Origin of the sequence: Pseudomonas sp. YQ_5 (assembly GCF_043103305.1) — a bacterium.
Taxonomy (GTDB): domain Bacteria; phylum Pseudomonadota; class Gammaproteobacteria; order Pseudomonadales; family Pseudomonadaceae; genus Aquipseudomonas; species Aquipseudomonas putida_Y.
The window spans coordinates 1-24,535 of the sequence record NZ_JBICJS010000019.1; the positions used below are offsets into that span (position 1 = coordinate 1).

Sequence of the window (24,535 nt, forward strand, 5' to 3'; positions counted from 1 at the left end):
AGTAGTCTTACCAGTAGTTCTCGACTGCTACCTGCCCGGGCCGCTTGCTCAGGCTCAGTTGCAGGTCTCGCGCCTTGAGGACCTTGCGGGTTTCGTCGATCATTTCCGGGTTACCGCAGAGCATCACCCGCGAATGCTCTGGTGACAGTTCAAGCCCCGCCGCCTTCTCCAGCTCGCCATTCTCGATCAATGTGGTAATGCGCTGATTCAACGCCCCCGGGTGCTGTTCACGGGTCACCACGGGAATGAACTGCAACTTGCCCGCGTATTCAGCCAGATAATCGCGCTGTTCCAGCCCGGCAATTTCATCCACATAGGCCAGCTCCTTGGCTTCGCGCACTGAATACACCAGCTTGATGCTGTCGAAGCGCTCCCAGGCTTCGAAGTCCTGCAGGATCGACATAAAGGGCGCAATGCCGGTACCGGTAGCCAGCAGCCACAGGTCACGACCACCGACGAAGCGGTCGAGGGTGAGGAAACCGAACGCCTGGCGGTCGATCAGCAACGTATCGCCTGCCCCCAAACGGCTCAGCTCACTGGTGAACTCACCACCTGGCACCACGATGGAAAAGAAATCCAGATACTCGTCATGGGGCGCGCTGACCATGGAATAGGCGCGCCACACCACGCTACCATCGGCCTTGGTCACACCTAGCCGGGCGAATTGGCCGGAACGGAAGCGGAACCCCGCATCGCGCGTAACCCGCAGGCTGAAGAGGTTCGGCGTCAGTGGCTGAACATCGAGCAGTGTCTGGCGGGTGAACTTTTCGGCGCTAGCGGTCATATCGGGCTCCAGGGTTGGCGTGTGCACAGTGTCGCCTAAAGTGGCCAGGATAAAAACCACCGCTTTGTAGGGCCTCATGAAGTGCAATCGGGCCAAAGTCGCAGAAATTCCTGATCGCTATAACAAAAAATTCCCAACAGGATGGTAGGTCTTTTCCTACAATCTTCCGGGTACTCAAACGGATTGGATTCTGCGCGCATCAAGGAGTGCTTCAGATGTATCACTGGAAACCTGAACATCTTCATGCATTCGTCAGCGAACGCAGCCCACAAAAGCTATTCGACATCGCAGTCCATCTGGCTCGGGACCTGGACATGGATTACCTTGGGCTGAACATCCGCATTCAGATCGCTACGCAAACGCCAAAGCTGTACCTCTACAGCAACTACCCAAGTGAGTGGATCGAGCGCTACCAGCGCGACGACTTCTACAAGCAGGACCCGGCAGCGAACCTGAGCCACAGCTCCACGACACCAGTGCTCTGGACCGATGAACTGTACAAGGAAGCCCCGCAATTTCGCGAAATGGCCTGCCAGCATGGCTTGCGCCACGGCTGGACACAGTCGCTTCACGATCAGCAGCACAACGAAAGCCAGATCAGTGTCGCTCGGCCAAACGGCCACATCGATGCGTTCGAGCTGTACGACAAAGCCGGTAGTGTGCAGTGGCTGTGCCACACCCTTCACGCGGTACTGGGCGAGCACCACCTGAACGCGCTGTGCCCACCGCAACCGAAAATGAGCGAGCGTGAACTGGAAGTGCTGAAATGGTCTGCCGCCGGCAAGACCGCTGCCGATGTTGCCTGCATCCTCTCGCTGTCGCAAAGCACGGTCAACTTCCATATCCGCAGCGTGATCACCAAGACCAATGCAGCCAACAAAGCCGGAGCCATCGCCATTGCCGCCTTGCGTGGCTGGATCTGACCTTCAAACCTGCGACCTTGGGCAAAGCCCTGTAGAATCGTCCGGCAAAGCCCGGCGCGAACCGCAGCGGGCAGTTTCGTACCCGAGCCAGACGCCATGCCCCTGTTGACCACCCCCTACGCCGAACTCGACCTGATCCGCCAGCCGGAGCAGGCCAACGACCCGTTGCAGGCCTTCGATGCCGCCGACGAGTACCTGCTTGCGCAGCTACACGATCAGGCACCCGACGCCAATTGCCGGGTACTGGTGCTCAATGACAGCTTCGGTGCCCTGGCCGCAAGCCTTGCAGGCCAGCTGCAGGTGGTCAGCAGCGGTGACTCGCACCTGGGGCACCTGGCCCTGGAAAAAAACCTGGCGCGCAATGGCCTGCCATTCGACAGTGTCCCGTTCGTACCAGCCAGCCAACACTCGCAAGGCCCGTTCGACCGGGTGCTGGTGCGTGTACCCAAGACCCTGGCCCTGCTCGAAGAACAACTGATCCGCCTGCAAGGCCAGCTGGCCCCCGGTGCGCAGGTGATTGCCGGGGCGATGATCAAGCACCTGCCACGGGCGGCCGGCGACCTGATGGAGAAGTACATCGGCCCCGTACAGGCTTCGCTGGCGCTGAAAAAGGCCCGCTTGCTGACAGCAACGGTTGCCGAGCGGCCGCAAGCCAAGTCCCCCTACCCTAGCCGCTACCGCCTCGACGTGCCGGCACTGGAATTGGTCAACCACGCCAACGTGTTCTGCCGTGAAGGCCTGGATATTGGTACCCGGGCATTCCTCCCTCATCTGCCACGCGACCTTGGCCGTGCACGGGTGGCAGACCTGGGCTGCGGCAATGGCGTACTCGCGATTGCCAGCGCCCTGGCCAACCCGGACGCCGAGTACACCCTGGTCGACGAGTCGTACATGGCGGTGCAATCAGCACAGGAGAACTGGCAGTCCGCGTTGGGCGAGCGCCCGGCGACCTTCGTCGCGGCCGATGGCCTGGCCGGGCTGGAGAAACAGTCGCTGGACGTGGTGCTGTGCAACCCGCCGTTCCACCAACAGCAGGTGGTCGGTGATTTCCTGGCCTGGCGCATGTTCCAGCAGGCGCGTGAAGCGCTGGTGGTAGGCGGGGCGCTGTATATCGTGGGTAACCGGCACCTGGGCTATCACAGCAAGCTGGCGCGGTTGTTCCGCGGCGTTGAGCAGGTGGCGGCTACGCCCAAGTTCGTAATCCTGAAAGCCCGCAAGTAGGAGCGGGCTTGCCCGCGAACACCGGCAACGCCGGTGCCATCTAGCGCGTTGTCTGCTTCGCGGGCAAGCCCGCTGCCGCTCTTTATCAATGTGTGGTCAATCCCGCCGCCCCCATGAACAGCCGCATCACCCAGGCCGCCACACCCAGCGCTGCCACGCTCATCGCCCAGATCAGCAACAGCCAACCCAGTCGCTGCCACAGCGGTTTCTTTTCTTCCAAGCCATGCTTGCCAGTCATCATGCGGCCCTCCTAGTGATAGCCGTCTTCGTGGGTCACCTTGCCGCGGAACACGTAGTAGCTCCAGAAGGTATACATGAGGATAAACGGCAGGATGAACAGGGTACCCACCAGCATGAAGCCCTGGCTTTGCGGTGGCGCTGCGGCATCCCAGATCGAGATCGACGGCGGGATGATGTTAGGCCACAGGCTGATTCCCAAGCCGCTGTAGCCAAGGAAGATCAATACCAGAGTGAGCAGGAACGGCGTGTAGTGCGCGTTGCGCGCCACCGCTTTGAGCAACCCGTAGAACGTCACCAGCACCAGCAGCGGTACCGGCATGAACCAGATCAGATTGGGCATGCTGAACCAGCGGTCGGCAATCTGCGGGTAGGCGATTGGCGTCCACAGGCTGACGATACCGATCACCACCAGCAGCACCAGCGCCAGCGGCCGGGCCATATCGTGCATCTTCTGTTGCAGCGGCCCTTCGGTCTTCATGATCAGCCAGGTACAACCCAGCAGGGTGTAGGCCACGATCAACCCCAGCCCGCAGAACAGGCTGAACGGGGTCAGCCAGTCCAGGGTGCCACCGGCAAAATGCCGGTCGACCACCTTGAAACCCTCCAGGAACGCGCCCAGCGCCACGCCCTGGAAGAAGGTGGCGATCAGCGAACCCCAGATGAAAGCCTTGTCCCAGATGTGCCGCTTGTCGGCTTTGGCCTTGAAGCGGAACTCGAAGGCCACGCCCCGGAAAATCAGGCCGATCAGCATCAGGATCAGGGGCAGGTACAGGGCCTCGAGGACCACGGCATAGGCCATCGGGAAGGCCCCGAACAGTCCGGCACCGCCCAGGATCAACCAGGTTTCGTTGCCGTCCCATACCGGCGCGACAGTGTTCATCATTACATCACGGTCCTGCTCGCCCTTGACGAAGGGGAAGAGCATGCCGATCCCCAGGTCGAATCCGTCCATCACCACGTACATCATGACGCCGAAGATGATGATCACGGCCCAGATCAGTGGAAGGTCGATACCCATGGTTCAGTTCCCCTCGTTCAGGCTGGCAGAGGTGGCCTCGCGGCCATCATCGGCGGCGGACAAAGGCCGTGCCGGCGTGCGTTTCTGGCCTGGGCCTCCCGGTGTGTGCTCGTCACCCTCGCCGGTCTGCGGCCCTTTGCGCACCAGGCGCATCATGTAGCCAAGGCCGGTGCCAAACAGGGCGAAGTACACCACCACGAACGCCACAAGGGTGAAGCCGAGCTGGGCGTAACTGTGGTTGGAAACACCGTCCGCCGTGCGCATCAGGCCGTACACCACCCAAGGCTGGCGGCCAATTTCGGTGGTGAACCAACCGGCCAGTAGCGCGACCAGCCCGGATGGGCCCATCCACAGCGCCACATACAAGAACGGTCGCGAACTGTACAGCGTGCCGCGTTTGCGCAACCACAGGCTCCACAGGCCGACGAAGATCATCAGGAAACCAAGCCCGACCATGATCCGGAACGACCAGAATACGATGGTCGAGTTAGGCCGGTCCTCGGGCGGAAACTCCTTCATCGCCGGCACCTGCTTGTCCAGGCTGTGGGTCAGGATCAGGCTGCCGAGCGCCGGGATCTCGATCTTGAACCGGGTAGTCTCGGCCTTCATATCGGGAATGCCGAACAGGATCAGTGGAGTCGGCTCACCGGGCACGTTCTCCCAATGGCCTTCGATCGCGGCAATTTTTACCGGCTGGTGCTTGAGTGTATTGAGACCGTGGAAATCGCCGATCACTGCCTGAATCGGGGCGACGATCAGTGCCATCCACATGGCCATCGACAGCATCTTGCGAACGGCCGGGTTGTCACGCCCGCGCAGCAGGTGCCAGGCCGCCGAGGCACCGACGAAGAACGCGGTGGAAACGAACGCAGCAGTGGCCATGTGCATCAGGCGGTAGGGGAACGAGGGATTGAACACCACCGCAAACCAGTCCACCGGCACCACCCGACCATCGATGATCTCGTGACCTTGCGGGGTTTGCATCCAGCTGTTCGAGGCAAGAATCCAGAAGGTCGATACCAATGTACCGAGCGCAACCATGACTGTGGAGAAGAAGTGCAGGCCACGGCCGACGCGATTCCAGCCAAACAGCATGACGCCCAGGAAGCCGGCCTCGAGGAAGAACGCAGTCAGTACTTCATAGGTGAGCAGCGGGCCGGTGACGGCGCCGGCAAAGTCGGAGAAGCGGCTCCAGTTGGTGCCGAACTGGTAGGCCATGACCAGGCCGGAGACCACGCCCATGCCGAAGTTGACGGCGAAGATCTTCGACCAGAAGTGATAGAGGTCACGGTAGACCTGATTGTGGGTCCTCAGCCAGAGGCCTTCGAGGACTGCCAGGTAGCTCGCCAGGCCAATGGTGATGGCCGGGAACAGGATGTGGAACGACACGGTAAAGGCAAACTGCATTCGGGCGAGCTCTAAGGCCTCTATTCCGAACATGGTGCTTCCTCTTCAGATAATCCGGCGTCCGGGCTTGTGGCCCCAGTCGCCCACTGCCCCCACTGGGTCGAGTACGGCGTGTTGGAATTGTTCTGTTCGATCGCAGGGATTCCGGCCAGACGGCCATTTCTTTGATCTGGAACGATTGACCCAGATCAATGAATGCTAGGAAGCATAGTCCCGAATGGCCCGGTGGGCCGTGTGGTGGATTGCCGCGTGACCTGTTGCCTCACCCTCTTTAATCAACAATAGAAAAGTGCCGACCCGTGCAAACAGTAACTGTTTGTTACAAACAGATGATACGCTGCGCCCCCTCTACTGCGCCGAGGCCCCTGGTTTCCGATGTCCGATTCCGCACCGCAGTTGTTGCGTCACCATCGTCCTTTTCTGGCCTTCTGGCTGGCTCGCGTGTTCACCGCCAGCGGCTTCCAGATGCTCACCGTGGCCATCGGCTGGCACCTCTACCAATTGACCGGCAACGTACTGGACCTGGGCCTTGTCGGCCTGGTCGAGTTCGCCCCACGGGTGCTGTTCATGTTGCACACCGGCCATGTCGCCGACCGCTATGACAGGCGCAAGGTCGCCGCCCTGTGCCAGAGCCTTCAGGGCCTGATTGCCCTGGCGCTGGCGGTGGGCAGTGCCACCGACAATGTCACCCGCGAACTGATCTTTGCCCTGGCCTTCCTGCTCGGCGCCAGCCGCTCATTCGAAATGCCGGCAACCCAGGCGCTGTTGCCCAATGTGGTACCGGCCGGGCTGTTCCCGCGGGCAGTGGCGGCGTCGGCCTCGGCCACCCAGTCGGCGACCATCGTGGCGCCGGCGGTGGGCGGTTTCCTGTATGCCTTTGGCAGCATGTGGGTGTATGGCCCGACGGTGGCCTTGTACGCCATTGCCTGCGTGCTGACCCTGAGCCTGCAGGCACACGGCCAGGTCGCCCAGCGCGGGCGCGCCAGCATCGAATCGCTGCTGGCTGGCATCCGCTTCATTCGCAGCCGGCCCGACATCCTCGGCGCCATCTCGCTCGACCTGTTCGCAGTATTGCTGGGTGGGGCCACCGCGTTGCTGCCGGTATTTGCCAAGGACATCCTGCTGACCGGCCCGATGGGCCTTGGCCTGTTGCGCTCGGCGCCAGCGGTGGGTGCGTTGCTGATGTCACTCTGGCTGGCGCGCTTCCCGTTCCAGCGCAACGTCGGGCGGACGATGTTCACTGCGGTCGGCGTGTTCGGCGTGGCGACCATCGCCTTCGGCCTGTCGACCTCCTTCTGGTTCTCGCTGGCGGTACTGGTGGTACTGGGTGCGGCAGACATGATCAGCATGGTCATTCGCAGTTCGTTCGTACAGCTGGAGACACCGGATGAAATGCGTGGGCGGGTGAGCGCAGTGAACGGCTTGTTCATCGGTGCCTCGAACCAGCTCGGTGAATTCGAATCGGGGGTGACCGCGCACTGGTTTGGTACAGTGCCGGCGGTGGTGCTGGGCGGGGTGGGCACCTTGGTGGTGACCGGGGTTTGGATAAAACTGTTCCCTACCCTGGCCAAGCGGGATCGGTTGCACAGCGGGTGATCGTTACCTGTGCCAGCCTTTTCGCGGGCATGCCCCGCCTACAGGGGACCTTACCCGCGAAGAGCAAGAAAAACCCATTCCCCAACGGCCATAGGCCCCCGCCATGCATGCTGGTATGATGCGCGGCTTTTTTCCTCCCCACACAAAACCACGGCATCCGGTACGGTCTGTGCTTTGCTGATGGGGTCGATACATTCATGGCGCCGGGGGCGCCTTGGGGAGCGGGCATGCTGGAAAGGCTGTTTCAACTAAGAGCACACAACACCAACGTGCGCACCGAGATTCTCGCGGGCGTCACCACCTTCCTGGCCATGGCCTACATCCTGTTCGTCAACCCGAGCATCCTCGGCGAGACCGGCATGGACAAGGGCGCGATCTTCGTCGCCACCTGCCTGGCAGCGGCCATCGGCTCCGCCACCATGGGCCTGATTGCCAACTACCCGATCGCCCTGGCACCGGGCATGGGCCTGAACGCGTTCTTCACCTACACCGTGGTGCTGCACATGGGCCACACCTGGCAGGTGGCGCTGGGTGCCGTGTTCCTGTCTGCGGTTATGTTCTTCCTGCTGTCGATCTTCCGCATCCGCGAGTGGATCGTGAACAGCATTCCGCTGCCGCTGCGTTCGGCGATTGCCGCCGGCATCGGCCTGTTCCTGGCATTGATCGCCCTGCATAACGCTGGCATCGTCGTCGATAACCCAGCCACTTTGGTGGGGATGGGCGACCTCAAGCAGCCCTCGGTGATTCTCGCCACGCTGGGCTTCTTCCTGATCGTCGGCCTTGAGTCGCTGAAGGTGCGCGGCGCGGTATTGATCGGCATCCTGGCCGTCACCGTTGCGTCGATCGCCATGGGCGTCACGCCGTTCGGCGGGATCGTGTCGATGCCACCTTCGCTGGCACCAACCTTCCTGCAACTGGACATCGCCGGTGCCCTCGATGTGGGCCTGATCAGCGTGATCTTCGCGTTCCTGTTCGTCGACCTGTTCGACAACTCCGGCACCCTGATCGCCGTGGCCAAGCGCGCCGGCCTGATGGGCAAGGACGGCCACATGCCGAAGATGGGCCGCGCCCTGATCGCCGACAGCACCGCCGCCATGGCCGGCTCCCTGCTGGGCACCTCGACCACCACCAGCTACATCGAATCTGCTGCGGGTGTGAGCGCCGGTGGCCGTACCGGCCTGACTGCCATCGTGGTTGCCGTGCTGTTCCTGCTGGCGCTGTTCTTCGCCCCGCTGGCCGGTAGCGTACCGGCCTTCGCCACGGCCCCGGCGCTGCTGTTCGTCGCCGTGCTGATGGCCTCTGGCCTGGCAGAAATAAACTGGGACGACGTGACCGAAGCCGCGCCGGTTGTCGTGACCGCCCTGGCCATGCCGCTGACCTACTCGATCGCCAACGGCATCGCCTTCGGCTTCATCGCCTGGACCGCCGTCAAGCTGATCTCCGGCCGCCACCGCGACCTGAACCCGGCACTGGTGATCCTTTCCATCCTGTTCGTCATCAAGCTAGGCTGGTTCAACGCATGAGTGCTGCTTTCGACCCCTCCTCCTACGCGACCCAGCTGGATGCCAAAGTGGCCCGGTTGCGCGAGCTGCTGGCGCCGTTCGGCGCGCCGGAGCCGACTGTTTTCGACTCACCGCGCGAGCATTACCGCCTGCGCGCCGAGTTCCGCCTGTGGCGCGAGGATGGCCATCGCCATTACGCCATGTTCGCCCCGGGCGAGAAGCACAAGGCAATCCTGATCGACGATTTCCCCATTGCCAGCCAGCGCATCAATGCACTGATGCCACGCCTGAAGGCGGCCTGGCAGGCCAGCGAAGAACTGGGCAACCGCCTGTTCCAGGTTGAGTTCCTCACCACCCTGGCTGGCGATGCGATGATCACGATGTGCTATCACCGCCCGCTGGACGAGGCCTGGGAAGTGGAAGCCCGGCAACTGGCTGACGCGCTGGGCGCGAGCGTTATCGGCCGTTCCAAGGGCAAGCGCCTGGTTATCGGCCGTGACTACGCGGTGGAAAAACTCGATGTGGCTGGCCGCGTGTTCAGTTACCGCCAGCCGGAGGGTGCGTTCACCCAGCCCAACGGCGCAGTGAACCAGAAGATGCTCAGCTGGGCCTTCGAGGCCATTGGCGAGCGTGAGGATGACTTGCTGGAGCTGTATTGCGGCAACGGCAACTTCACCCTGCCGCTGGCCACGCGTGTACGCCAGGTGCTGGCCACCGAAATCAGCAAGACGTCGGTCAATGCCGCACTGAGCAACCTCGACGAGAACGCTGTGGATAACGTGCGGCTGGTACGTTTGTCGGCAGAGGAACTGACCCAGGCACTGAATGAGGTGCGGCCGTTCCGGCGCCTGGAAGGCATCGACCTGAAGAGTTATCAGTTCGGTACAGTGTTCGTCGACCCACCGCGTGCGGGGATGGACCCGGATACCTGCGAGCTGACCCGTCGCTTCGAACGCATCCTGTACATTTCGTGCAACCCGGAAACACTGGCAGCGAACATTGCCCAGTTGCAGGACACCCACCGTATCGAGCGCTGTGCATTGTTTGACCAGTTCCCGTATACCCACCATATGGAAAGTGGGGTTCTGCTGGTTCGGCGCTGATCGTTGTATCGCCGGGGCTGCTTTGCAGCCCATTCGCGGGCAAGCCCGCTCCCACATTGATCGGCGTCGGTGTACGCAGATCGTTGTAGGAGCGGGCTTGCCCGCGAATGGGCCGCAAAGCGGCCCCAAGCTTCACCTCAGAAGTCGAAGAAGACGGTCTCCCCTTCCCCCTGAATACGGATATCGAAGCGATATGCCGTCTTCCCATCCACTTCACAACGCTTGGCAATCAAGGTTTCACACCGCTGCGGCTGCTCGATCAGGTTGAGCACCGGGCACTTGGCATTGGCCTGGGCCTCATCATCGAAATACAGGCGCGTGTGCAGGTGGATGTTGATGCCACGGGCAAACAGGCTGATGTTGATGTGCGGTGCCATCGGCACGCCAGCAGCGTTGTTCACCACACCCGGCTTGACCGTGTACAGCGTCCACTCACCGGCATCGAAGGTGGTAGCCGTGCGGCCAAAGCTGTTGAAGGCGTTTTCCAGGTTGTAGGCATCCTGGTACTCACCGTTGGCGTCGGCCTGCCACACTTCCAGGAACGAATCGCGCACCAGGTGGCCGTTCCCGTCATATACGTGGCCGATCAGCAGAATGTGCTCGCCCGGGGCGTCCGGCTTGGCCAGGCAGTTCCAGATTTCCTGGTCGCGGGTCGGGTTGCCGGCGGCTTCCAGGGCCAGGCCGATGTGCACGTAGGGGCCGGCAGTCTGCGAAGGGGTTTCCGGCAGCAGTTCGATGGGCATGGCGGGGTCCTCAGCAGTTTTCGAAGTGGGTCTTGCGCTGGCCGCGCAGCACGATGTCGAAGCGGTAGGCCAGGCAGTCCATCGGGTTGGCGTTGCTCATGTCGAGCTTGGCGATCAACTGCTGCACGGCTTGCGGGTTGGCGATCGACTTGACGATCGGGCACATCGGAATCAGCGGGTCACCTTCGAAGTACAACTGGGTGATCAACTTGGTGGCGATCGACGGGCCGCTGATGGCGAAGTGGATATGCGCCGGGCGCCAGTCGTTCGGGCCGTTGCGCCATGGGTACGGGCCCGGCTTGATGGTGCGGAAGCTGTAGTAGCCGTCGCGGTCGGTCAGGCATCGGCCAACACCACCGAAGTTCGGGTCCAGTGGCGCCAGGTAGCGGTCGTTCTTGTGGCGATAGCGGCCGCCGGCGTTGGCTTGCCACATCTCCACCAAGGTGTTCGGCACAGGCTTGCCGTACTGGTCGACGACACGGCCGGCGACGATGATGCGCTCGCCGATTGGCAGGCCACCGTTATTGAAATTCAGCAGCAGATCATGGTCGTGGGCGCCGAAGCCCAGGTGGGAAAAGTCTGGACCAGTGGTTTCGCTGATCGACTGCGGAATGCTGACCAGTGCCTGGCGCGGCGAGCGGGCAACGGACGTCTTGTAGTCAGGCGTAAGGGCTTTAGGGTGCCAGTTGCGATCACGGATCACGAAGCGGCTGTTGTCCTGGGCGGGCATGCCGGTTTCCTCTCTTGGAATTGTGAGAACGCCTGGGCGTGGCAGGCGGACTTGCAGTTTCCGGCAGGCGGTACGCGATGAATATTGAAATCGACCACTCGATCCATAACCAGATGGTTATGTATCAACACCTCAGCCTGACACGTACCGCCTTCGTGAACTAATCTTTGTCTTCTTGTTTCACGCTCGGGAGAGCATTCATGGAATGGCGAAAAGGCCGACGCAGCGACAACGTGGTCGATGCCCGAGGCGAAGGTGGCGGCGGTGGCATGCGTTTCGGCGGCGGCAAGGGGCTGGGCCTCGGGGCGATCCTGCTGATCGTCGGTATCGGTTGGCTCACCGGGCAGGACCCGTTGCAGATTCTTGGCCAGCTTGCCGGCCAGATGGAGCAGCAACAACAGCAGTCGGCGCCCAGTGGTGCGGGCGGCAAGGCGCCACCGGCAAACGACCAGCAAGCCGAGTTCGTTGCCTCTGTGCTGGGCGACACCGAGGACACCTGGAAAGCGCTCTTTGCCGAAGCCGGCAAGCAATACCGCGACCCCAAACTGGTGCTGTTCAGCGGCCAGGTCAACTCGGCCTGTGGTTTTGCCTCGGCAGCGGTCGGGCCGTTCTATTGCCCGGCGGACCAGCGGGTGTATCTGGACATGTCGTTCTTCCGCGAAATGGAAACCCGCTTCGCTGCAGCTGGCGACTTCGCCCAGGCCTACGTGATCGCCCACGAAATCGGCCACCATGTGCAGACACTGCTGGGGGTTTCGGCCAAGGTCGATGCCGCACGACGCGCCGGCCAGCGCATGGAGGGCGACAACGGCCTGTTGGTGCGCCAGGAGTTGCAGGCCGACTGCCTGGCCGGCGTATGGGCCTATCAGGCGCAGAAACGCCTGAACTGGCTGGAGCCAGGCGATGTCGAGGAAGCCCTGAATGCGGCCAATGCCATTGGCGACGACCGCCTGCAGCAGCAAAGCCGCGGGCGCGTGGTGCCGGACTCGTTCACCCACGGCACCTCGGCGCAGCGGGTGCGCTGGTTCAAGACCGGGTTTGCCGAAGGTGAAGTGAACCGCTGCGATACCTTCAGCGCGCGCACCCTCTGAAACCCGGTCCAACAGCGAACGAGTGAAAGCGCGTGCTGATGTTTTTGCTGAAAAAGCGTTTCAGCTTCCTCAATCATTGCCGATAACACCTGCACGAATCAGCGGGCATCCAGAACAATAACGCCTGGCGATCGAAGATCAAGAGAGCGAAATCAACTTCTGGAGAGCGTGCATGAACAGCTGGTTCGCCAACATCAGCGTCAATCTTAAACTCGGCCTGGGCTTCGGCCTGGTGCTGGTCCTCACCGGCCTGCTGGCCCTCACCGGCTGGACCAGCCTGGGCAGCCTGATCGACCGCAGCAACTGGATGGGCGACATCGGCCAGTTGAACAAGGACCTCACCAATCTGCGCATTGCGCGCCTGCAGTACATGATTGCCAACGGCGACGATACCGCCGCCGCCAACACCCTGGCCAAGCTGGACGCATTCAGCAAGCAGCAGGCCTACCTGGCCACCACCTTCAAAAGCCCGGAGAACGTCAAGCTGCTGGGTGAGCTGGGCGAAACCATCAGCGCCTACAAGCTGTCGCTGAACAAGATGCGCCAGGGCTACGACGCCACCCGCGCGGCGCGCGTTTCCATGGACAGCTCGGCCATCCTCGCCGACCAGGCCATGGATGCGCTCAGCCAGGAAGTGATGGCTCGCCCCGAGGCCGACAGCGTGCGCCTGGCCCAGTACCAGCTGATCAGCAAGGCCCGCCAGCAACTGCTGCAGGTGCGTATTGATGTGCGTGGTTACATCGCCGAAAACAGCAGCGCCAACGAACAGGCCGCGCTGCGCCAGCTGGATGCAGCACTGGCCGATACCGACAACCTCAAGCGCCAGCTGCCCAGCGAAGACGCGCGCCTGCAGCAGTTCGAAAACGCGGTACTGGCCTATCGTGACGCGGTACGCCAGTTCCGCGACGCGGTTGCCAACATCACCACCTCGCGCGCCGAAATGACCGTGCAGGGCGCCGACATCGTCAAGCGCAGCGACGCGCTGTACCAGATCCAGCTAGAGCGCCGTGACATCGAGAGTACCCAGGCCCGTAGCCTGCAGGCCATTGCCACACTGCTGGCGCTGCTGGTCGGCGTGCTGGCGGCGGTACTGATCACCCGCCAGATCACTCGCCCCTTGCAAGACACCCTGGCGGCCGTGGAAAAGATCGCCAGCGGCGACCTTACCCAGCACATGCGCGTCACCCGCCGCGACGAACTGGGTGTGCTGCAGCAAGGCATCGCGCGCATGGGCACCACCCTGCGCGAGCTGATCAGCGGCATCCGCGATGGCGTCACCCAGATCGCCAGCGCCGCCGAAGAGCTGTCGGCAGTCACCGAACAGACCAGCGCGGGCGCCAACAGTCAGAAGGTCGAGACCGACCAGGTGGCCACCGCCATGCACGAAATGGCCGCCACCGTACAGGAAGTGGCGCGCAATGCCGAGCAGGCCTCACATGCAGCCACCGGTGCCGATGACGAAGCCCGGGCCGGCGACCGCGTGGTAGGCGAAGCGATTGGCCAGATCGAACGCCTGGCCGAAGACATGCACCGCTCTACCGAGGCGATGAACCTGCTGCAGCAGGAAAGCCAGAAGATTGGTAGCGTGATGGACGTGATCAAGTCGGTGGCCGAACAGACCAACCTGCTGGCGCTCAACGCGGCGATCGAGGCGGCACGCGCCGGCGAGGCAGGCCGTGGCTTTGCCGTGGTTGCCGACGAAGTGCGCGGCTTGGCCCAGCGCACGCAAAAGTCTACCGAAGAGATCGAAGAGCTGATTGCCGGCCTGCAGCACGGTACCCAGCAAGTGGCGAGTGCCATGGAGGGCAGCCGTACCCTGACCGACAGCAGCGTCGAACTGGCGCGCAAGGCCGGGTCATCGCTGGAGAGCATTACCAGTACGGTATCGAGCATCCAGTCGATGAACCAGCAGATTGCTGCGGCGGCAGAGCAGCAGAGTGCGGTGGCTGAAGAGATCAGCCGAAGCATCCTGAATGTGCGCGATGTGTCAGAGCAAACCGCGGCAGCCAGTGACGAGACGGCAGCGTCGAGTGTGGAGCTGGCGCGGTTGGGTGGGCAGTTGCAGACATTGGTCAGCCAGTTCCGCGTCTGACCGACCGCCCGGATTCGCGGGTAAACCCGCCCCTACAGATGTAGCAGGGGGTTTACCCGCGAATGAGTCAGCACGGCTTGCACAGCATCACTTGACGATCATCCCCACCCCACGCCCACGTGGATCAGAAGCGGTCTCAAGCTTCGCTCCATCGACTCGAATCGCCTGGATGTCACCCATCTCCCAGCCCTGGTCCTCCAGCACATAGCCCATCTTCTTCAGCTCGTCAGCTACAGGACCGGTCAGCGGCGCATAGCTGTCGAAGTAGATGGTGTCCTTGGGCAGCAACTGATGGTGCACGCGCTGCGTCGCCACCGCCTTGTCCAGCGGCATGCCGTAGTCGTACAGGTTGTTCATCACCTGGAAGATCGAGGTAAAGATCCGTGAACCACCCGGGGTACCGATAACCAGCTCGACCTTGCCATCGCGGGTCATCAGGCTGGGACTCATCGACGACAGCATGCGCTTGCCCGGTTCGATCGCGTTGGCATCACCACCGACCACGCCAAAGGCGTTCGCCGCCCCCGGTTTGGCGCTGAAATCATCCATCTCGTCGTTGAGCAGGAAACCGGCGCCCTTCACCACCACACCACTGCCGTAGTCGAGGTTGAGGGTGTAGGTATTGCTGACCGCGTTGCCCTGCTTGTCGATGATCGAGAAATGCGTGGTCTGGTGCGGTTCGAGGCCCGGCTTGACCTTGTCGGTCTCGGAGATGGCCTTCGGGTTGACCTGGGCTGCGCGCTTGGCCAGGTAATCCTTGGCCACCAGCTGGTCCACCGGCACCTTGGTGAAGGCCGGGTCGCCCAGGTAGTCGGCGCGGTCGGCGAACACCCGCTTCTCGATCTCGGCCAACAGGTGGATGTACTGCGCCGAGTTATGCGCCACCCCTTTGAAGTCGGCCGCGCGGTCTTCCTTGATGCCCAGCAACTGGGCCAGCGCCACACCGCCGGAGCTCGGTGGCGGCGCGGTATACACCACATTGCCACGCCAGCTCACGGCCATCGGTTCACGCCATACCGCCTTGTAGTCCTTAAGGTCGTCTTTGGTAATCAGGCCTTTGTCAGCCTGCATCTGCGCCACCAGCAAATCGGCGGTCTTGCCTTGATAGAACTCGCTCACGCCCTTGTCGGCTATACGCTCCAGGGTCTGGGCCATTTCCGGCTGCTTGAACAGCTCGCCGACCTTCATGTTGCCGAAGTAATCGTTGAAGTTGGTCGCGGTCTTGAACATGCCCTGGGCATCGTTGCGGTACTGGTACTGCTTTTCTGCCACCTTGAAGCCGTTTTTCGCATAGCCGATGGCCGGGGTCAGCAACTCGCTCCAGGGCAGCTTGCCGAACTTCTGGTGCGCCTCCCACAGGCCCATTACCGTACCGGGTACACCTGCGGCACGTGCCCCGACCAGGCTGAGGTTCTCGATGACCTCGCCCTTGTCGTCCAGGTACATGTTGCGTGTGGCGGCCTTGGGCGCGACTTCGCGGTAGTCGAGGAAGTAAGGCTTGCCTTCGACGAACAGGGTCATGAAGCCGCCACCGCCGATGTTACCGGCCTCCGGGTAAGTCACCGCCAGGGTGAAGGCGGTCGCCACTGCCGCGTCTACCGCGTTGCCGCCCTTTTTCAGAATATCGGCGGCCACCTGTGCACCATATTGATCGGGGGCGGCCACCGCGCCGCCCTCCAGCGTGGCGGCGTAAACCGAGGAACAGCTCAGGATCGCGGCTGCGAGAGCCAGGTACTGGAAAGGGACAATGCGCATGACACTTCCTTGGTGTTGTTTTTGTCGAGCACTCAGTAAGGCCGAAGCGCTTCGACTGTGCAATCAACCGTCGGAAGTTTCGCCGCCTGTGGACAGGATTTGTCGCGATCAGGCAACTCAGCAGGCGTACATGGCCAGCTTGCGCTGGATGAAATCCAGGAAGCACTGGATGCGCAGCGCCAACTGGGTGTTGCGGTAATACACCGCGTGGATCGGCTGACGGTAGCCATTATTGGCCTCGCTCAGCAGCACCTGCAGGCGCCCTGTACGGATATCTTCGTGGGTCATGAAGTGCGACAGGCTGACGATGCCCTCCCCGGCCAGCGCCAGCTGGCGCAGGGTTTCGCCGCTGGAAGCGACCAGCGTCGGGCGGATGCTCCAGCGATCGCCCTGAGCGTGGCGTAGCGGCCAATGATTGAGCGACTCAGGTTGGCTGAAGCCGAGCAGACAGTGGTCGGCCAGCTCCTCGACCTGCCGTGGCGTGCCGTGCTGCTCCAGGTAGGCCGGACTGGCCAGCACCTGCACCGGACTGCAACCCAGGCTGCGCGCATGCAGGCTGGAGTCGGCCAGTTCACCGATGCGGATCGCCACGTCGGTGCTCTGCTCCAGCAGGTCGATGATCAGGTCGTCAGTGTTAAGCTCCAGTTCGATGCCCGGGTACTGGCGGCGGAACTCGCCGATCCACGGCAGGATGGCATGCAGCATGAACGGCGCCGCAGCATTGATGCGCAATCGCCCGGTCGGGGTCTGGCGGTTCATCGAAAGACGCTCTTCCATCTCGTCCATCTGCTGCAGGATCAGCCGCGAGCGCTCAAGAAAATAACGACCCTCTTCGGTAAGGTCCATGCGCCGGGTGGTGCGGTTGACCAGCGTGGTGCCCAGCTTGCCCTCCAGGCGCGACAGGGTGCGGCTGACGGCAGACGGGGTCTGGCCCATCTGCTCGGCAGCAGCGGAAATCGAGCCGCAGTCGATGACGGCGACGAATACCTGGAGTTCTTCGGATCGGGTTTTCACATCTAGGCCTGTGGTTGGTCTGTGCAAGGATTAGATAACCGCTTGTCGAGGCCAAGTCCAGCGGCGCCTGTACGGGCCTATTCGCGGGCTTGCCCGCTCCCACAAGTACTGCAAAGTCCTTGAAACCTGCGTAATACCTGTGGGAGCGGGCAAGCCCGCGAATAGGCCCGTACAGGCATAAAATTACTGTGCCTTGCCAAACACCTTGTCCAGATGGGCCTCATAAGCTGCCAACGCCGCCGGCACATCCGGGCGCTTCATCACATCCACAGCCAGGAAGGTCGGCAGGCCGGTCATACCCAGGAACTGGTTGGCCTTGTGGAACGGGAAGTACACGGCATCCACCCCTTTGCCTTCGAAGAAATCGCTGGGGTCATCGAACGCCTGCTGCGGCGCGTTCCAGGTCAGCGACAACATGTATTGCTTGCCGTGCACCAAACCACCGCTGCCGTATTTTTGCGAGTGGTCCGAACGGGTACGGCCATCATTGGCATACAGGCTGCCGTGGCCGGCAGTGAATACCTCGTCGATGTACTTCTTAACGGTCCACGGCGCGCCCATCCACCAGCCGGGCATCTGATAGATCACCACATCGGCCCAGAGGAATTTCTCCACCTCTTCCTGGGCATCGTAGCCGCCGTCGATGAACGTCTGGCGCACATCGAAACCGGCGCGGTCCAGGTGAGCGATGGCCGCTTCGTGCAAGGTCGCGTTGAGACGGCCTTCGGAGTGAGCGAACTGTTTACCACCATTGAGCAGAAGGATCTTTTTCATGCTGGCCTCCACGGCCGAATCAAAAATTGATGCCGGCAGGTTAGAGGCTCGCGGGGGCGGGATACAGCGGTGACAGGGCAAAATACAATTGATCAGAAGTCACGAATGAACAACGCATTATTGCCGTAGAATCGACTCACCACCCATCACCGAGTAGCGCCCCATGAGTGAGCCGTTCGCCTTTATCCTCAAAGCCAAGACCCGCCCGGAAATGGCTGATGCGTTCGAAAACCTGTTCCGTCCCTACGTCGAGCCAAGCCGCCAGGAACCCGGCTGCATCGAATACCACATGCTGCGCGACCAGCAGGACCCGAGCCTGTTTGTGTTCTTCGAAGTGTGGGCCGACAAGGCCGCGCTGGACGTGCACTCGGCCCTCCCGCACATGGCCGCCTTCTTCGAAAAGCGCATGGACTACCTGGAGCGCGATTTCGATATCCAGAGGGTCGACATGCTCAGCGCTTCGTCCGCTAGCCGCTGATCAGCAGATGGCCGCCGAGTGCGGCCAGGCCGATGAAAAAACAACGCTTGAACAGCAGCGCGCTGATCCGCTGACGCAGCCACTGCCCCGCCAGCATGCCGAGCAAGGCCGGCGCCAGCATCAGCAGCGACGCTCCTAGCGCCTGGCCACCCAAGGCATCCTGCCCGGCCAGGCCTAGGGCCAAGGCCAGGGTCGACACCGTAAACGACAAGCCCAGGGCCTGGATCATCTGCTCGCGGTTCAACCCCAGGCTCTGCAGGTAAGGCACCGCTGGCATCACGAACACCCCGGTCGACGCCGTGACCACTCCCGTGACCAGCCCGCAAAGCGGTCCCAGCCAGCGCTCGTGTCCCGGTTTCACATGCAGGCCCAAGCCGACCAACCCATACAACGCATAGACCAGCAAGGCGCCCCCCAGCGCGTGCGCAGCCCATGGGCCGCTGTTGATTCCCACCCAGGCGCTGCCCAGCAAAGTGCCGACAAAGATCAATATCAGCATCGGCCCCAGGCGGACCAACAACCCGCGCAGGTGCCCGCCGCAGGCCAACTGCCACAGGTTGGTGAGGGTCGAGGGCACGATCAGCAAAGCGGCAGCCTGCGCTGGCGACATAGCCAGGCCCAACAGGCCCATGGCAATGGTCGGCAGGCCCAGGCCAATGACCCCCTTCACTGCGCCAGCCAGCAGGAAGGTCAGTACAACCAGCAACGACAGTGCCGGGCCAATGTTCTGGTAGAAAGCGAGCAAGGTAGTCATGGGGCCGATGATGGCGCACCCCGGGCAACGTGAGAATCTGCCATATACTCAGCCAGCCTCTTGCCAGGACAGAGCCACATGCATTTCGACCTGATCGACCTCAAGCTGTTCCTACACACCCTGGAGTGCGGCAACATTACCGCCGGCGCCAGCCGCAGCCATCTGTCGCTGCCGGCAGCCAGTGCGCGCATTCGCGCCATGGAAGCATCGCTGGGCATTCCCTTGCTGGAACGTAACCGCCGTGGCGTACAACCAACGCCGGCTGGCCAGGCACTCTTGCAGCATGCACGGCTGATAACGCAGCAGGTCGAACGCCTGCAATTCGACCTGGGCCAATACGCGCAAGGGCAGCAAGGCCAAGTGCGCCTGCTGTGCAACACCGCAGCGCTGACCGAATACCTGCCCGAACTGCTGGCCAGCTATCTGGCTGATAACCCGGGAGTCAGTGTGGACGTGCAAGAGCTGCCGAGTTTGCGCATCGTGCAGGCAATTACCCAAGGCATGGCCGACCTGGGCATCGTTTCCACTGCTGCCCCTTGCGAGCACCTGCAGACCCGGCCTTTTCGAGACGACCCACTGGTGCTGGTGACTCCGCTGAGCCACCCTCTGGCCAGTGCGCTGGCGCCAAGCTTCGTCGATAGTCTGGCCCATGGCTATGTAGGCCTGGGGGCGGTCAGTGCATTGGGATTGTACCTGGAAGAGCAAGCGCTGCATGAGGGGCAGCGCATGCAGGTTCGGGTGCGTGCGGAGGGGTTTGATGGGGTGATCCGCATGGTCGCGGGCGGGGCCGGAATCGGGGTGGTGCCGCTGGCAGCGGTGCAGCGCTGGCAAGGCATGCTGCCGTTGCACTGGGTTGCGCTGCAGGAGCCATGGGCCAACCGCCGGTTGCTGGTGTGCGCGCGGGATTTTGCGACATTGCCGGGCTATGCCGCAGCATTGGTGACCACCCTCACCCGTTGAAGCGTCAGTGCCTACACAGTAAGTGCATTTTTTCGGCCGGTCGCACACAATCCCCCATCGCACCACGAAAAAGGATTTTCCAGTGGCATCGATCTACCAGCTCAAACCGCGCTTCCAGGCCCTGCTGCGCCCAGCAGTCCAGCGCCTTTACGACCGCGGTGTCACCGCCAACCAGGTTACCGTCGCCGCCGCCGTGGTGTCGGTCCTGGTGGGCCTGCTGCTGGCCGCCCTCCCCCACGTTACCTGGCTGTTCATCCTGATACCGGTGTGGATGCTGCTGCGCATGGCACTGAACGCCGTTGACGGCATGCTGGCCAGGGAGTTCGGCCAGCAATCTACCCTCGGCGCCTACCTCAACGAACTCTGCGACGTGATTGCCGACGCCGCCCTGTACCTGCCCTTCGCCCTGCTGACCGGGGTTTCTCCGGTGCTGGTGGTGCTGGTGGTGGTGTGTGCCACCTTCAGCGAATACGCCGGCGTCATGGGCCCGCTGGCTGGCGCCTCGCGCCGTTACGACGGCCCCATGGGCAAAAGCGACCGGGCCTTTGCCTTCGGCGTGCTGGGCACCGGGGTCGCTTTTGGCCTGCTGAATGGCAGCTGGATCAATGGCCTGCTGCTGGTCATCCTCGCGCTCTCGCTCTATACCCTCTACAACCGGGTTCGCCAGGGGCTGGCCGAAACCCGCTGAGCCCAAAGCCGCCGCAAAAAGGACGTTGATAATGCGCCAAGCGCAAGCGCTGCACTTCTCCACCCATGACGGTGTCGAGTTGCACTACCGTCATTGGTCTGCCACCCGCAACGAGCACCAGCCACGCCGGGCCGTGGTGATGTTCCACCGCGGCCATGAACACGGCGGGCGCATGGCCCACCTGGCCGATGAACTGGACATGCCGGGCTATGACTTCTTCGCCTGGGATGCCCGCGGCCATGGCCAGTCGCCAGGCGCACGCGGCGACAGCCCAGGGTTCGCCACCAGCGTGCGCGACGTGCAAACCTTCATCGAACATATCCAGACCCATCACGGCATCGCCGAGCACGACCTGGTGGTGCTGGCGCAAAGCGTCGGCGCGGTGCTGATTGCCACCTGGGCCCACGACTACGCGCCCAAGGTACGCTGCCTGGTGCTGGCCTCGCCCGCGTTCAAGGTCAAGCTGTACGTGCCATTCGCCCGCCTTGGCCTGAAGCTGCTCAAGGCCTGGCGCGGCAACTTCTTCGTCAACAGCTACGTCAAGCCACGCCTGCTCACTCACGACCCCGAGCGGGTGATGTCGTACGTGGCCGACCCGCTGATCAGCCGGCCGATTTCGGTGACCATGCTGCTGGGCCTGTACGAAGCCGCTGACCGGGTGGTGGCGGATGCCCAGGCCATTCAGATACCAACCCAGTTGCTGGTATCCGGGGCCGACTTCGTGGTCGAGCGCCAACCGCAGGAGCGCTTTTTCGAACGGCTGGGCAGCACGCGCAAGGAAATGCACATTCTGCCGGGCTTCTTCCACGACACCCTCGGTGAGCGTGACCGGGCGCACGCCCTGAAGCGCATCGAACGGTTTGTGGAGCACTGCTTCACCAGCCCCGCCGCCCGGCCCTCACTGCTCGATGCCGACAAGACGGGCCCCAGTTGCGCCGAAGCCGAAAGCCTGGCCGCACCGTTGCCGCGCCACTCGCCGCGTGACCTTTACTGGCGCGCCACCCGCGCCGGGCTTAGCCTGGGCAAGGGGTTGTCTGCGGGGGTGAAACTGGGCTTCGACACCGGCTTCGATTCGGGCAGCACGCTCGACTACGTGTACCGCAACCAACCGACCGGCAAGGGCCAGCTGGGCCGCCTGGTCGACCAGAACTACCTCGACGCCATCGGCTGGCGTGGCATTCGCCAGCGCAAGCTGCACGTCGAAGAACTGCTGCGCCTGGCCATCGCCCGACTGCGCGAACAACAGCGGCCTGTGCACATTGTCGATATCGCCGCCGGCCATGGCCGCTACATCCTCGAAGCCCTGCAAGACCTTGAGCAGTTGCCGGACTCGATCCTGCTGCGCGACTACAGCGAGCTTAACGTGCAGCAAGGCAGCGCGCTGATCACTGAGAAGGGCCTGGCCGACATCGCCCGTTTCGTCCAGGGCGATGCCTTCGACCGCCAGAGCCTGGCCACGCTGGAGCAACCGCCGACCCTGGCGGTGGTCTCGGGGCTCTACGAACTGTTCCCCAGCAACCAACTGGTGGGCAACTCGCTGGCCGGCCTGGCCGATGCCGTGGAAGATGGCGGTTATCTGCTCTACACCGGCCAGCCGTGGCACCCGCAACTGGAGATGATCGCCCGCGCCCTTACCAGCCACCGGGGTGGCGAGGCCTGGGTGATGCGACGCCGCAGCCAGGCCGAAATGGACCAGTTGGTAGAGGCGGCCGGTTTCCGCAAGCTGGCCCAGCGCATCGATGAATGGGGGATTTTCAGCGTCAGCCTGGCACAGCGAGTGCGCTGAATGAACCCACCACGCGAGCCAGGGCTGATCCGCCGGGGCGTGTTCTGGCTTCTGCTGCTGGGGCCGTTGTTTTTCCTCAGCTATGGGCTGGCGAACAACCATACCGCCGGGCGCAGTGATGTCGGCAACCTGGTGTTCGGCTGGGAGCGCTGCATGCCGCTGTGGCCCTGGACGATCATCCCGTACTGGTCGATCGACTTGCTTTACGGGCTGTCTTTTCTGCTGCCGCGCACACGCCAGGAAATGGACCGGCACGCGCTGGCACTGCTCAGCGCACAAGTGATCAGTGTCACCTGCTTCCTGCTGTGGCCGCTGCGGTTCACCTTCGAACGGCCGGAGCTGGATGGGCTGTTCGGCTGGCTGTTCGATGTACTGATGGGCTTCGACAAACCGTTCAACCAGGCGCCATCGCTGCACATTGCGCTGCTGGTGATCATCTGGACGATGTTTGCCCGGCATGTGCAGCACCAGCCCTGGCGATGGCTGATGCATGGCTGGATGGCGTTGATCGGGGTGTCGGTACTGACCACCTGGCAGCATCATTTCATCGATGTACCCACGGGTGCATTGGCGGGGTTTGCCTGCGCCTGGCTGTGGCCGCATCAGGGGCAACTGCCCTGGCAGCAGGCGCACCTTGCACGGGATGCCAAGCGCTGGCGGATGGCGTTTTATTATGCCGTGGGCGCTGTTTTGTGCGCTGTGCCTGCCGTTGTGTCGGGCGGTGCCTGGTTGTGGTTGGCCTGGCCGGCCGTGTCGCTGGCACTGGTTGCGCTGAACTATGGTGTGTTGGGTGCAGGCGGGTTTCAGAAAGGCGCCGATGGCCACTTGTCGAGTGCGGCCAGCTGGCTGCTGGCACCATACCTGGTCGGTGCGTGGGTCAATTCGCGGCTATGGACCCGGCACCATCCGCAAGCCGATGAAGTGTGCGATGGCGTGTACCTGGGGAGGATCCCAGGGCGCAGCACGCCGTTCGCTGCGATTGTCGATTTGTGCGCCGAGTTGCCGTGCAAAGCTCAAGGCAGCGCCAACCTTTGCAGGAGCGGCCTTGTGTTGCGAAAGGGCTGCGCAGCAGCCCCGGCAATGTCTGCTGCGAAGCTGAAAAACCGGGGCCGCTTCGCGCCCCTTTCGCAACACAAGGCCGCTCCCTCGGCCGCGCCAGCCTTTGAGTATCAGTGTTTCCCTACCCTGGACCTGATAGCGCCGGACGCTGCCCTGTTACAACAGGCCGCCAACGCCATCGAACGCCTGCGCGCCAAAGGCCCCTTACTGGTGTGCTGTGCTCTGGGCTATTCACGCAGCGCCAGCGCCGTGGCCGCCTGGCTGCTGCTCTCCGGCCGCTGCAGCGACGCCCAGCAGGCCGAAGCATTGATCCGCAAAGCCCGCCCCGGCAGCATTCTGCACCCGGCACACCGCCTGGCCTTGCAACAGCTTGGAGCACAGCCATGAACCTGCGTGTGGTAGCCAGCCTGCTGGGTCGCGGCAAACAGCTGGAACGCTTGTCCGACGGCCTCACCCTGCTGGCCCTGGCCTACGGCCTTGCACCTTTGTTGGGTGCCCCACTTCAGCCGCTGGCCAGCCTGCTGTGCGGCGTGCTGCTGGTGCTAGGCGTAATGCACAAGTACTGGGCCATCCGCGTGGCCATAGATACCGAACTGTTCACCCACCTCGCCAGCAGCAACCACCTGGCAGCGGACACCCAGGCCCTGGACCGCGCCCTGTTCGAGCTGAAACTGAAACCGCAGGCCACGGACGCCCGCGCCTGGCCTGATCGCAGCCAGGCCGCACTGAACCTGTTGCGCCGCCAGGGTGTGTGCCTGGGCCTGCAGTTGTCGCTGGCCTTGGCTACCCTGCTGACACTGCCTTTGAAGGGATGACC

General features: G+C 62.8%; 23 protein-coding genes. 13 read left to right on the forward strand and 10 right to left on the reverse strand.

All coding sequences use genetic code 11. The features are described 5' to 3' along the window. Positions 1–7: 7 nt before the first annotated feature. Complete coding sequence (locus ACF8EA_RS03290; RefSeq protein WP_028698125.1) at positions 8–784, reverse strand: ferredoxin--NADP reductase; 777 nt, start codon at positions 782–784, stop codon at positions 8–10. 215 nt (positions 785–999) lie between these two features. Between ACF8EA_RS03290 and ACF8EA_RS03295 the strand changes: the two genes are divergently transcribed. Then, positions 1,000–1,707 (forward strand): autoinducer binding domain-containing protein, encoded by a 708-nt coding sequence (locus ACF8EA_RS03295; RefSeq protein ID WP_021784296.1) that lies wholly within the window; start codon positions 1,000–1,002, stop codon positions 1,705–1,707. Positions 1,708–1,803: 96 nt separating this feature from the next. Then, complete coding sequence (locus ACF8EA_RS03300) at positions 1,804–2,928, forward strand: methyltransferase (RefSeq protein ID WP_392521104.1); 1,125 nt, start codon at positions 1,804–1,806, stop codon at positions 2,926–2,928. Positions 2,929–3,013: 85 nt separating this feature from the next. Here ACF8EA_RS03300 and ACF8EA_RS03305 read toward each other — a convergent pair whose 3' ends face one another. Genes ACF8EA_RS03305 through ACF8EA_RS03315 form a run of 3 tightly spaced genes read right to left on the reverse strand, consistent with a single transcriptional unit; the run spans position 3,014 to position 5,626 of the window. After that, positions 3,014–3,169, reverse strand: coding sequence for a DUF2474 domain-containing protein (locus ACF8EA_RS03305; RefSeq protein WP_016713451.1), 156 nt, complete (start codon positions 3,167–3,169; stop codon positions 3,014–3,016). Positions 3,170–3,178: 9 nt separating this feature from the next. Further along, positions 3,179–4,186, reverse strand: coding sequence for a cytochrome d ubiquinol oxidase subunit II (gene cydB / locus ACF8EA_RS03310; protein WP_003251612.1), 1,008 nt, complete (start codon positions 4,184–4,186; stop codon positions 3,179–3,181). 3 nt (positions 4,187–4,189) lie between these two features. Next, on the reverse strand, positions 4,190–5,626 hold the full coding sequence (locus ACF8EA_RS03315) for a cytochrome ubiquinol oxidase subunit I (protein ID WP_021784299.1): 1,437 nt from the start codon (positions 5,624–5,626) through the stop codon (positions 4,190–4,192). Positions 5,627–5,968: 342 nt separating this feature from the next. On the opposite strand from ACF8EA_RS03315, the gene ACF8EA_RS03320 reads away from it, so the two are divergent. From ACF8EA_RS03320 to trmA, 3 genes are all read left to right on the forward strand, one after another. Then, on the forward strand, positions 5,969–7,189 hold the full coding sequence (locus ACF8EA_RS03320) for an MFS transporter (RefSeq protein WP_392521105.1): 1,221 nt from the start codon (positions 5,969–5,971) through the stop codon (positions 7,187–7,189). Between the two features lie 227 nt (positions 7,190–7,416). Further along, entirely contained in the window at positions 7,417–8,712 is a 1,296-nt protein-coding gene (locus tag ACF8EA_RS03325; protein ID WP_209963485.1) for an NCS2 family permease, read from the forward strand. After that, the gene (gene trmA, locus ACF8EA_RS03330) at positions 8,709–9,794 is read left to right on the forward strand and encodes a tRNA (uridine(54)-C5)-methyltransferase TrmA (protein ID WP_392520680.1); all 1,086 of its coding nucleotides are present in this window, start codon (positions 8,709–8,711) and stop codon (positions 9,792–9,794) included. The genes ACF8EA_RS03325 and trmA overlap by 4 nt, the downstream gene beginning before the upstream one ends. A gap of 137 nt (positions 9,795–9,931) precedes the next feature. On the opposite strand, the gene pcaG is transcribed toward trmA, so the two are convergent. Further along, on the reverse strand, positions 9,932–10,537 hold the full coding sequence (gene pcaG, locus ACF8EA_RS03335) for a protocatechuate 3,4-dioxygenase subunit alpha (RefSeq protein ID WP_392521106.1): 606 nt from the start codon (positions 10,535–10,537) through the stop codon (positions 9,932–9,934). A gap of 10 nt (positions 10,538–10,547) precedes the next feature. Then, on the reverse strand, positions 10,548–11,267 hold the full coding sequence (gene pcaH / locus ACF8EA_RS03340; protein ID WP_009682255.1) for a protocatechuate 3,4-dioxygenase subunit beta: 720 nt from the start codon (positions 11,265–11,267) through the stop codon (positions 10,548–10,550). 200 nt (positions 11,268–11,467) lie between these two features. Between pcaH and ACF8EA_RS03345 the strand changes: the two genes are divergently transcribed. Then, complete coding sequence (locus tag ACF8EA_RS03345; RefSeq protein ID WP_021784303.1) at positions 11,468–12,358, forward strand: neutral zinc metallopeptidase; 891 nt, start codon at positions 11,468–11,470, stop codon at positions 12,356–12,358. Positions 12,359–12,530: 172 nt separating this feature from the next. After that, positions 12,531–14,450: a methyl-accepting chemotaxis protein gene (locus ACF8EA_RS03350; RefSeq protein WP_392521107.1), complete on the forward strand. Its 1,920-nt coding sequence runs from the start codon at positions 12,531–12,533 to the stop codon at positions 14,448–14,450. Positions 14,451–14,537: 87 nt separating this feature from the next. Here ACF8EA_RS03350 and ggt read toward each other — a convergent pair whose 3' ends face one another. The 3 genes from ggt to ACF8EA_RS03365 form a co-directional block, all read right to left on the reverse strand. Then, a complete protein-coding gene (ggt, locus tag ACF8EA_RS03355; RefSeq protein ID WP_392521108.1) occupies positions 14,538–16,205 on the reverse strand; it encodes a gamma-glutamyltransferase in 1,668 nt (555 codons plus the stop codon). Between the two features lie 117 nt (positions 16,206–16,322). Next, positions 16,323–17,219 carry a LysR family transcriptional regulator gene (locus ACF8EA_RS03360; RefSeq protein WP_135192686.1) on the reverse strand — a complete coding sequence of 299 codons (897 nt, stop codon included), beginning with the start codon at positions 17,217–17,219 and terminating at the stop codon, positions 16,323–16,325. A 183-nt stretch (positions 17,220–17,402) separates the two neighbouring features. After that, positions 17,403–17,993, reverse strand: coding sequence for an NAD(P)H-dependent oxidoreductase (locus ACF8EA_RS03365; protein WP_020193400.1), 591 nt, complete (start codon positions 17,991–17,993; stop codon positions 17,403–17,405). 163 nt (positions 17,994–18,156) lie between these two features. Between ACF8EA_RS03365 and ACF8EA_RS03370 the strand changes: the two genes are divergently transcribed. Further along, complete coding sequence (locus ACF8EA_RS03370; RefSeq protein ID WP_003251589.1) at positions 18,157–18,471, forward strand: putative quinol monooxygenase; 315 nt, start codon at positions 18,157–18,159, stop codon at positions 18,469–18,471. On the opposite strand, the gene ACF8EA_RS03375 is transcribed toward ACF8EA_RS03370, so the two are convergent. Further along, the gene (locus tag ACF8EA_RS03375) at positions 18,461–19,225 is read right to left on the reverse strand and encodes a sulfite exporter TauE/SafE family protein (protein WP_392506770.1); all 765 of its coding nucleotides are present in this window, start codon (positions 19,223–19,225) and stop codon (positions 18,461–18,463) included. The two genes, ACF8EA_RS03370 and ACF8EA_RS03375, sit on opposite strands and share 11 nt — an antisense overlap. 78 nt (positions 19,226–19,303) lie before the next feature. Between ACF8EA_RS03375 and ACF8EA_RS03380 the strand changes: the two genes are divergently transcribed. The 5 genes from ACF8EA_RS03380 (at position 19,304) to ACF8EA_RS03400 (ending at position 24,533) form a co-directional block, all read left to right on the forward strand. Then, on the forward strand, positions 19,304–20,185 hold the full coding sequence (locus ACF8EA_RS03380; protein ID WP_392521109.1) for a LysR family transcriptional regulator: 882 nt from the start codon (positions 19,304–19,306) through the stop codon (positions 20,183–20,185). A gap of 82 nt (positions 20,186–20,267) precedes the next feature. Then, positions 20,268–20,873 (forward strand): CDP-alcohol phosphatidyltransferase family protein, encoded by a 606-nt coding sequence (locus tag ACF8EA_RS03385; protein ID WP_392521110.1) that lies wholly within the window; start codon positions 20,268–20,270, stop codon positions 20,871–20,873. Between the two features lie 31 nt (positions 20,874–20,904). Then, positions 20,905–22,659: a bifunctional alpha/beta hydrolase/class I SAM-dependent methyltransferase gene (locus ACF8EA_RS03390; protein ID WP_392521111.1), complete on the forward strand. Its 1,755-nt coding sequence runs from the start codon at positions 20,905–20,907 to the stop codon at positions 22,657–22,659. Beyond that, positions 22,660–24,105, forward strand: coding sequence for a serine/threonine protein phosphatase (locus ACF8EA_RS03395; protein ID WP_392521112.1), 1,446 nt, complete (start codon positions 22,660–22,662; stop codon positions 24,103–24,105). Continuing rightward, positions 24,102–24,533 (forward strand): hypothetical protein, encoded by a 432-nt coding sequence (locus ACF8EA_RS03400; RefSeq protein ID WP_392521113.1) that lies wholly within the window; start codon positions 24,102–24,104, stop codon positions 24,531–24,533. Before ACF8EA_RS03395 ends, ACF8EA_RS03400 begins: the two co-directional genes overlap by 4 nt. The last annotated feature ends 2 nt before the right edge of the window (positions 24,534–24,535 follow it).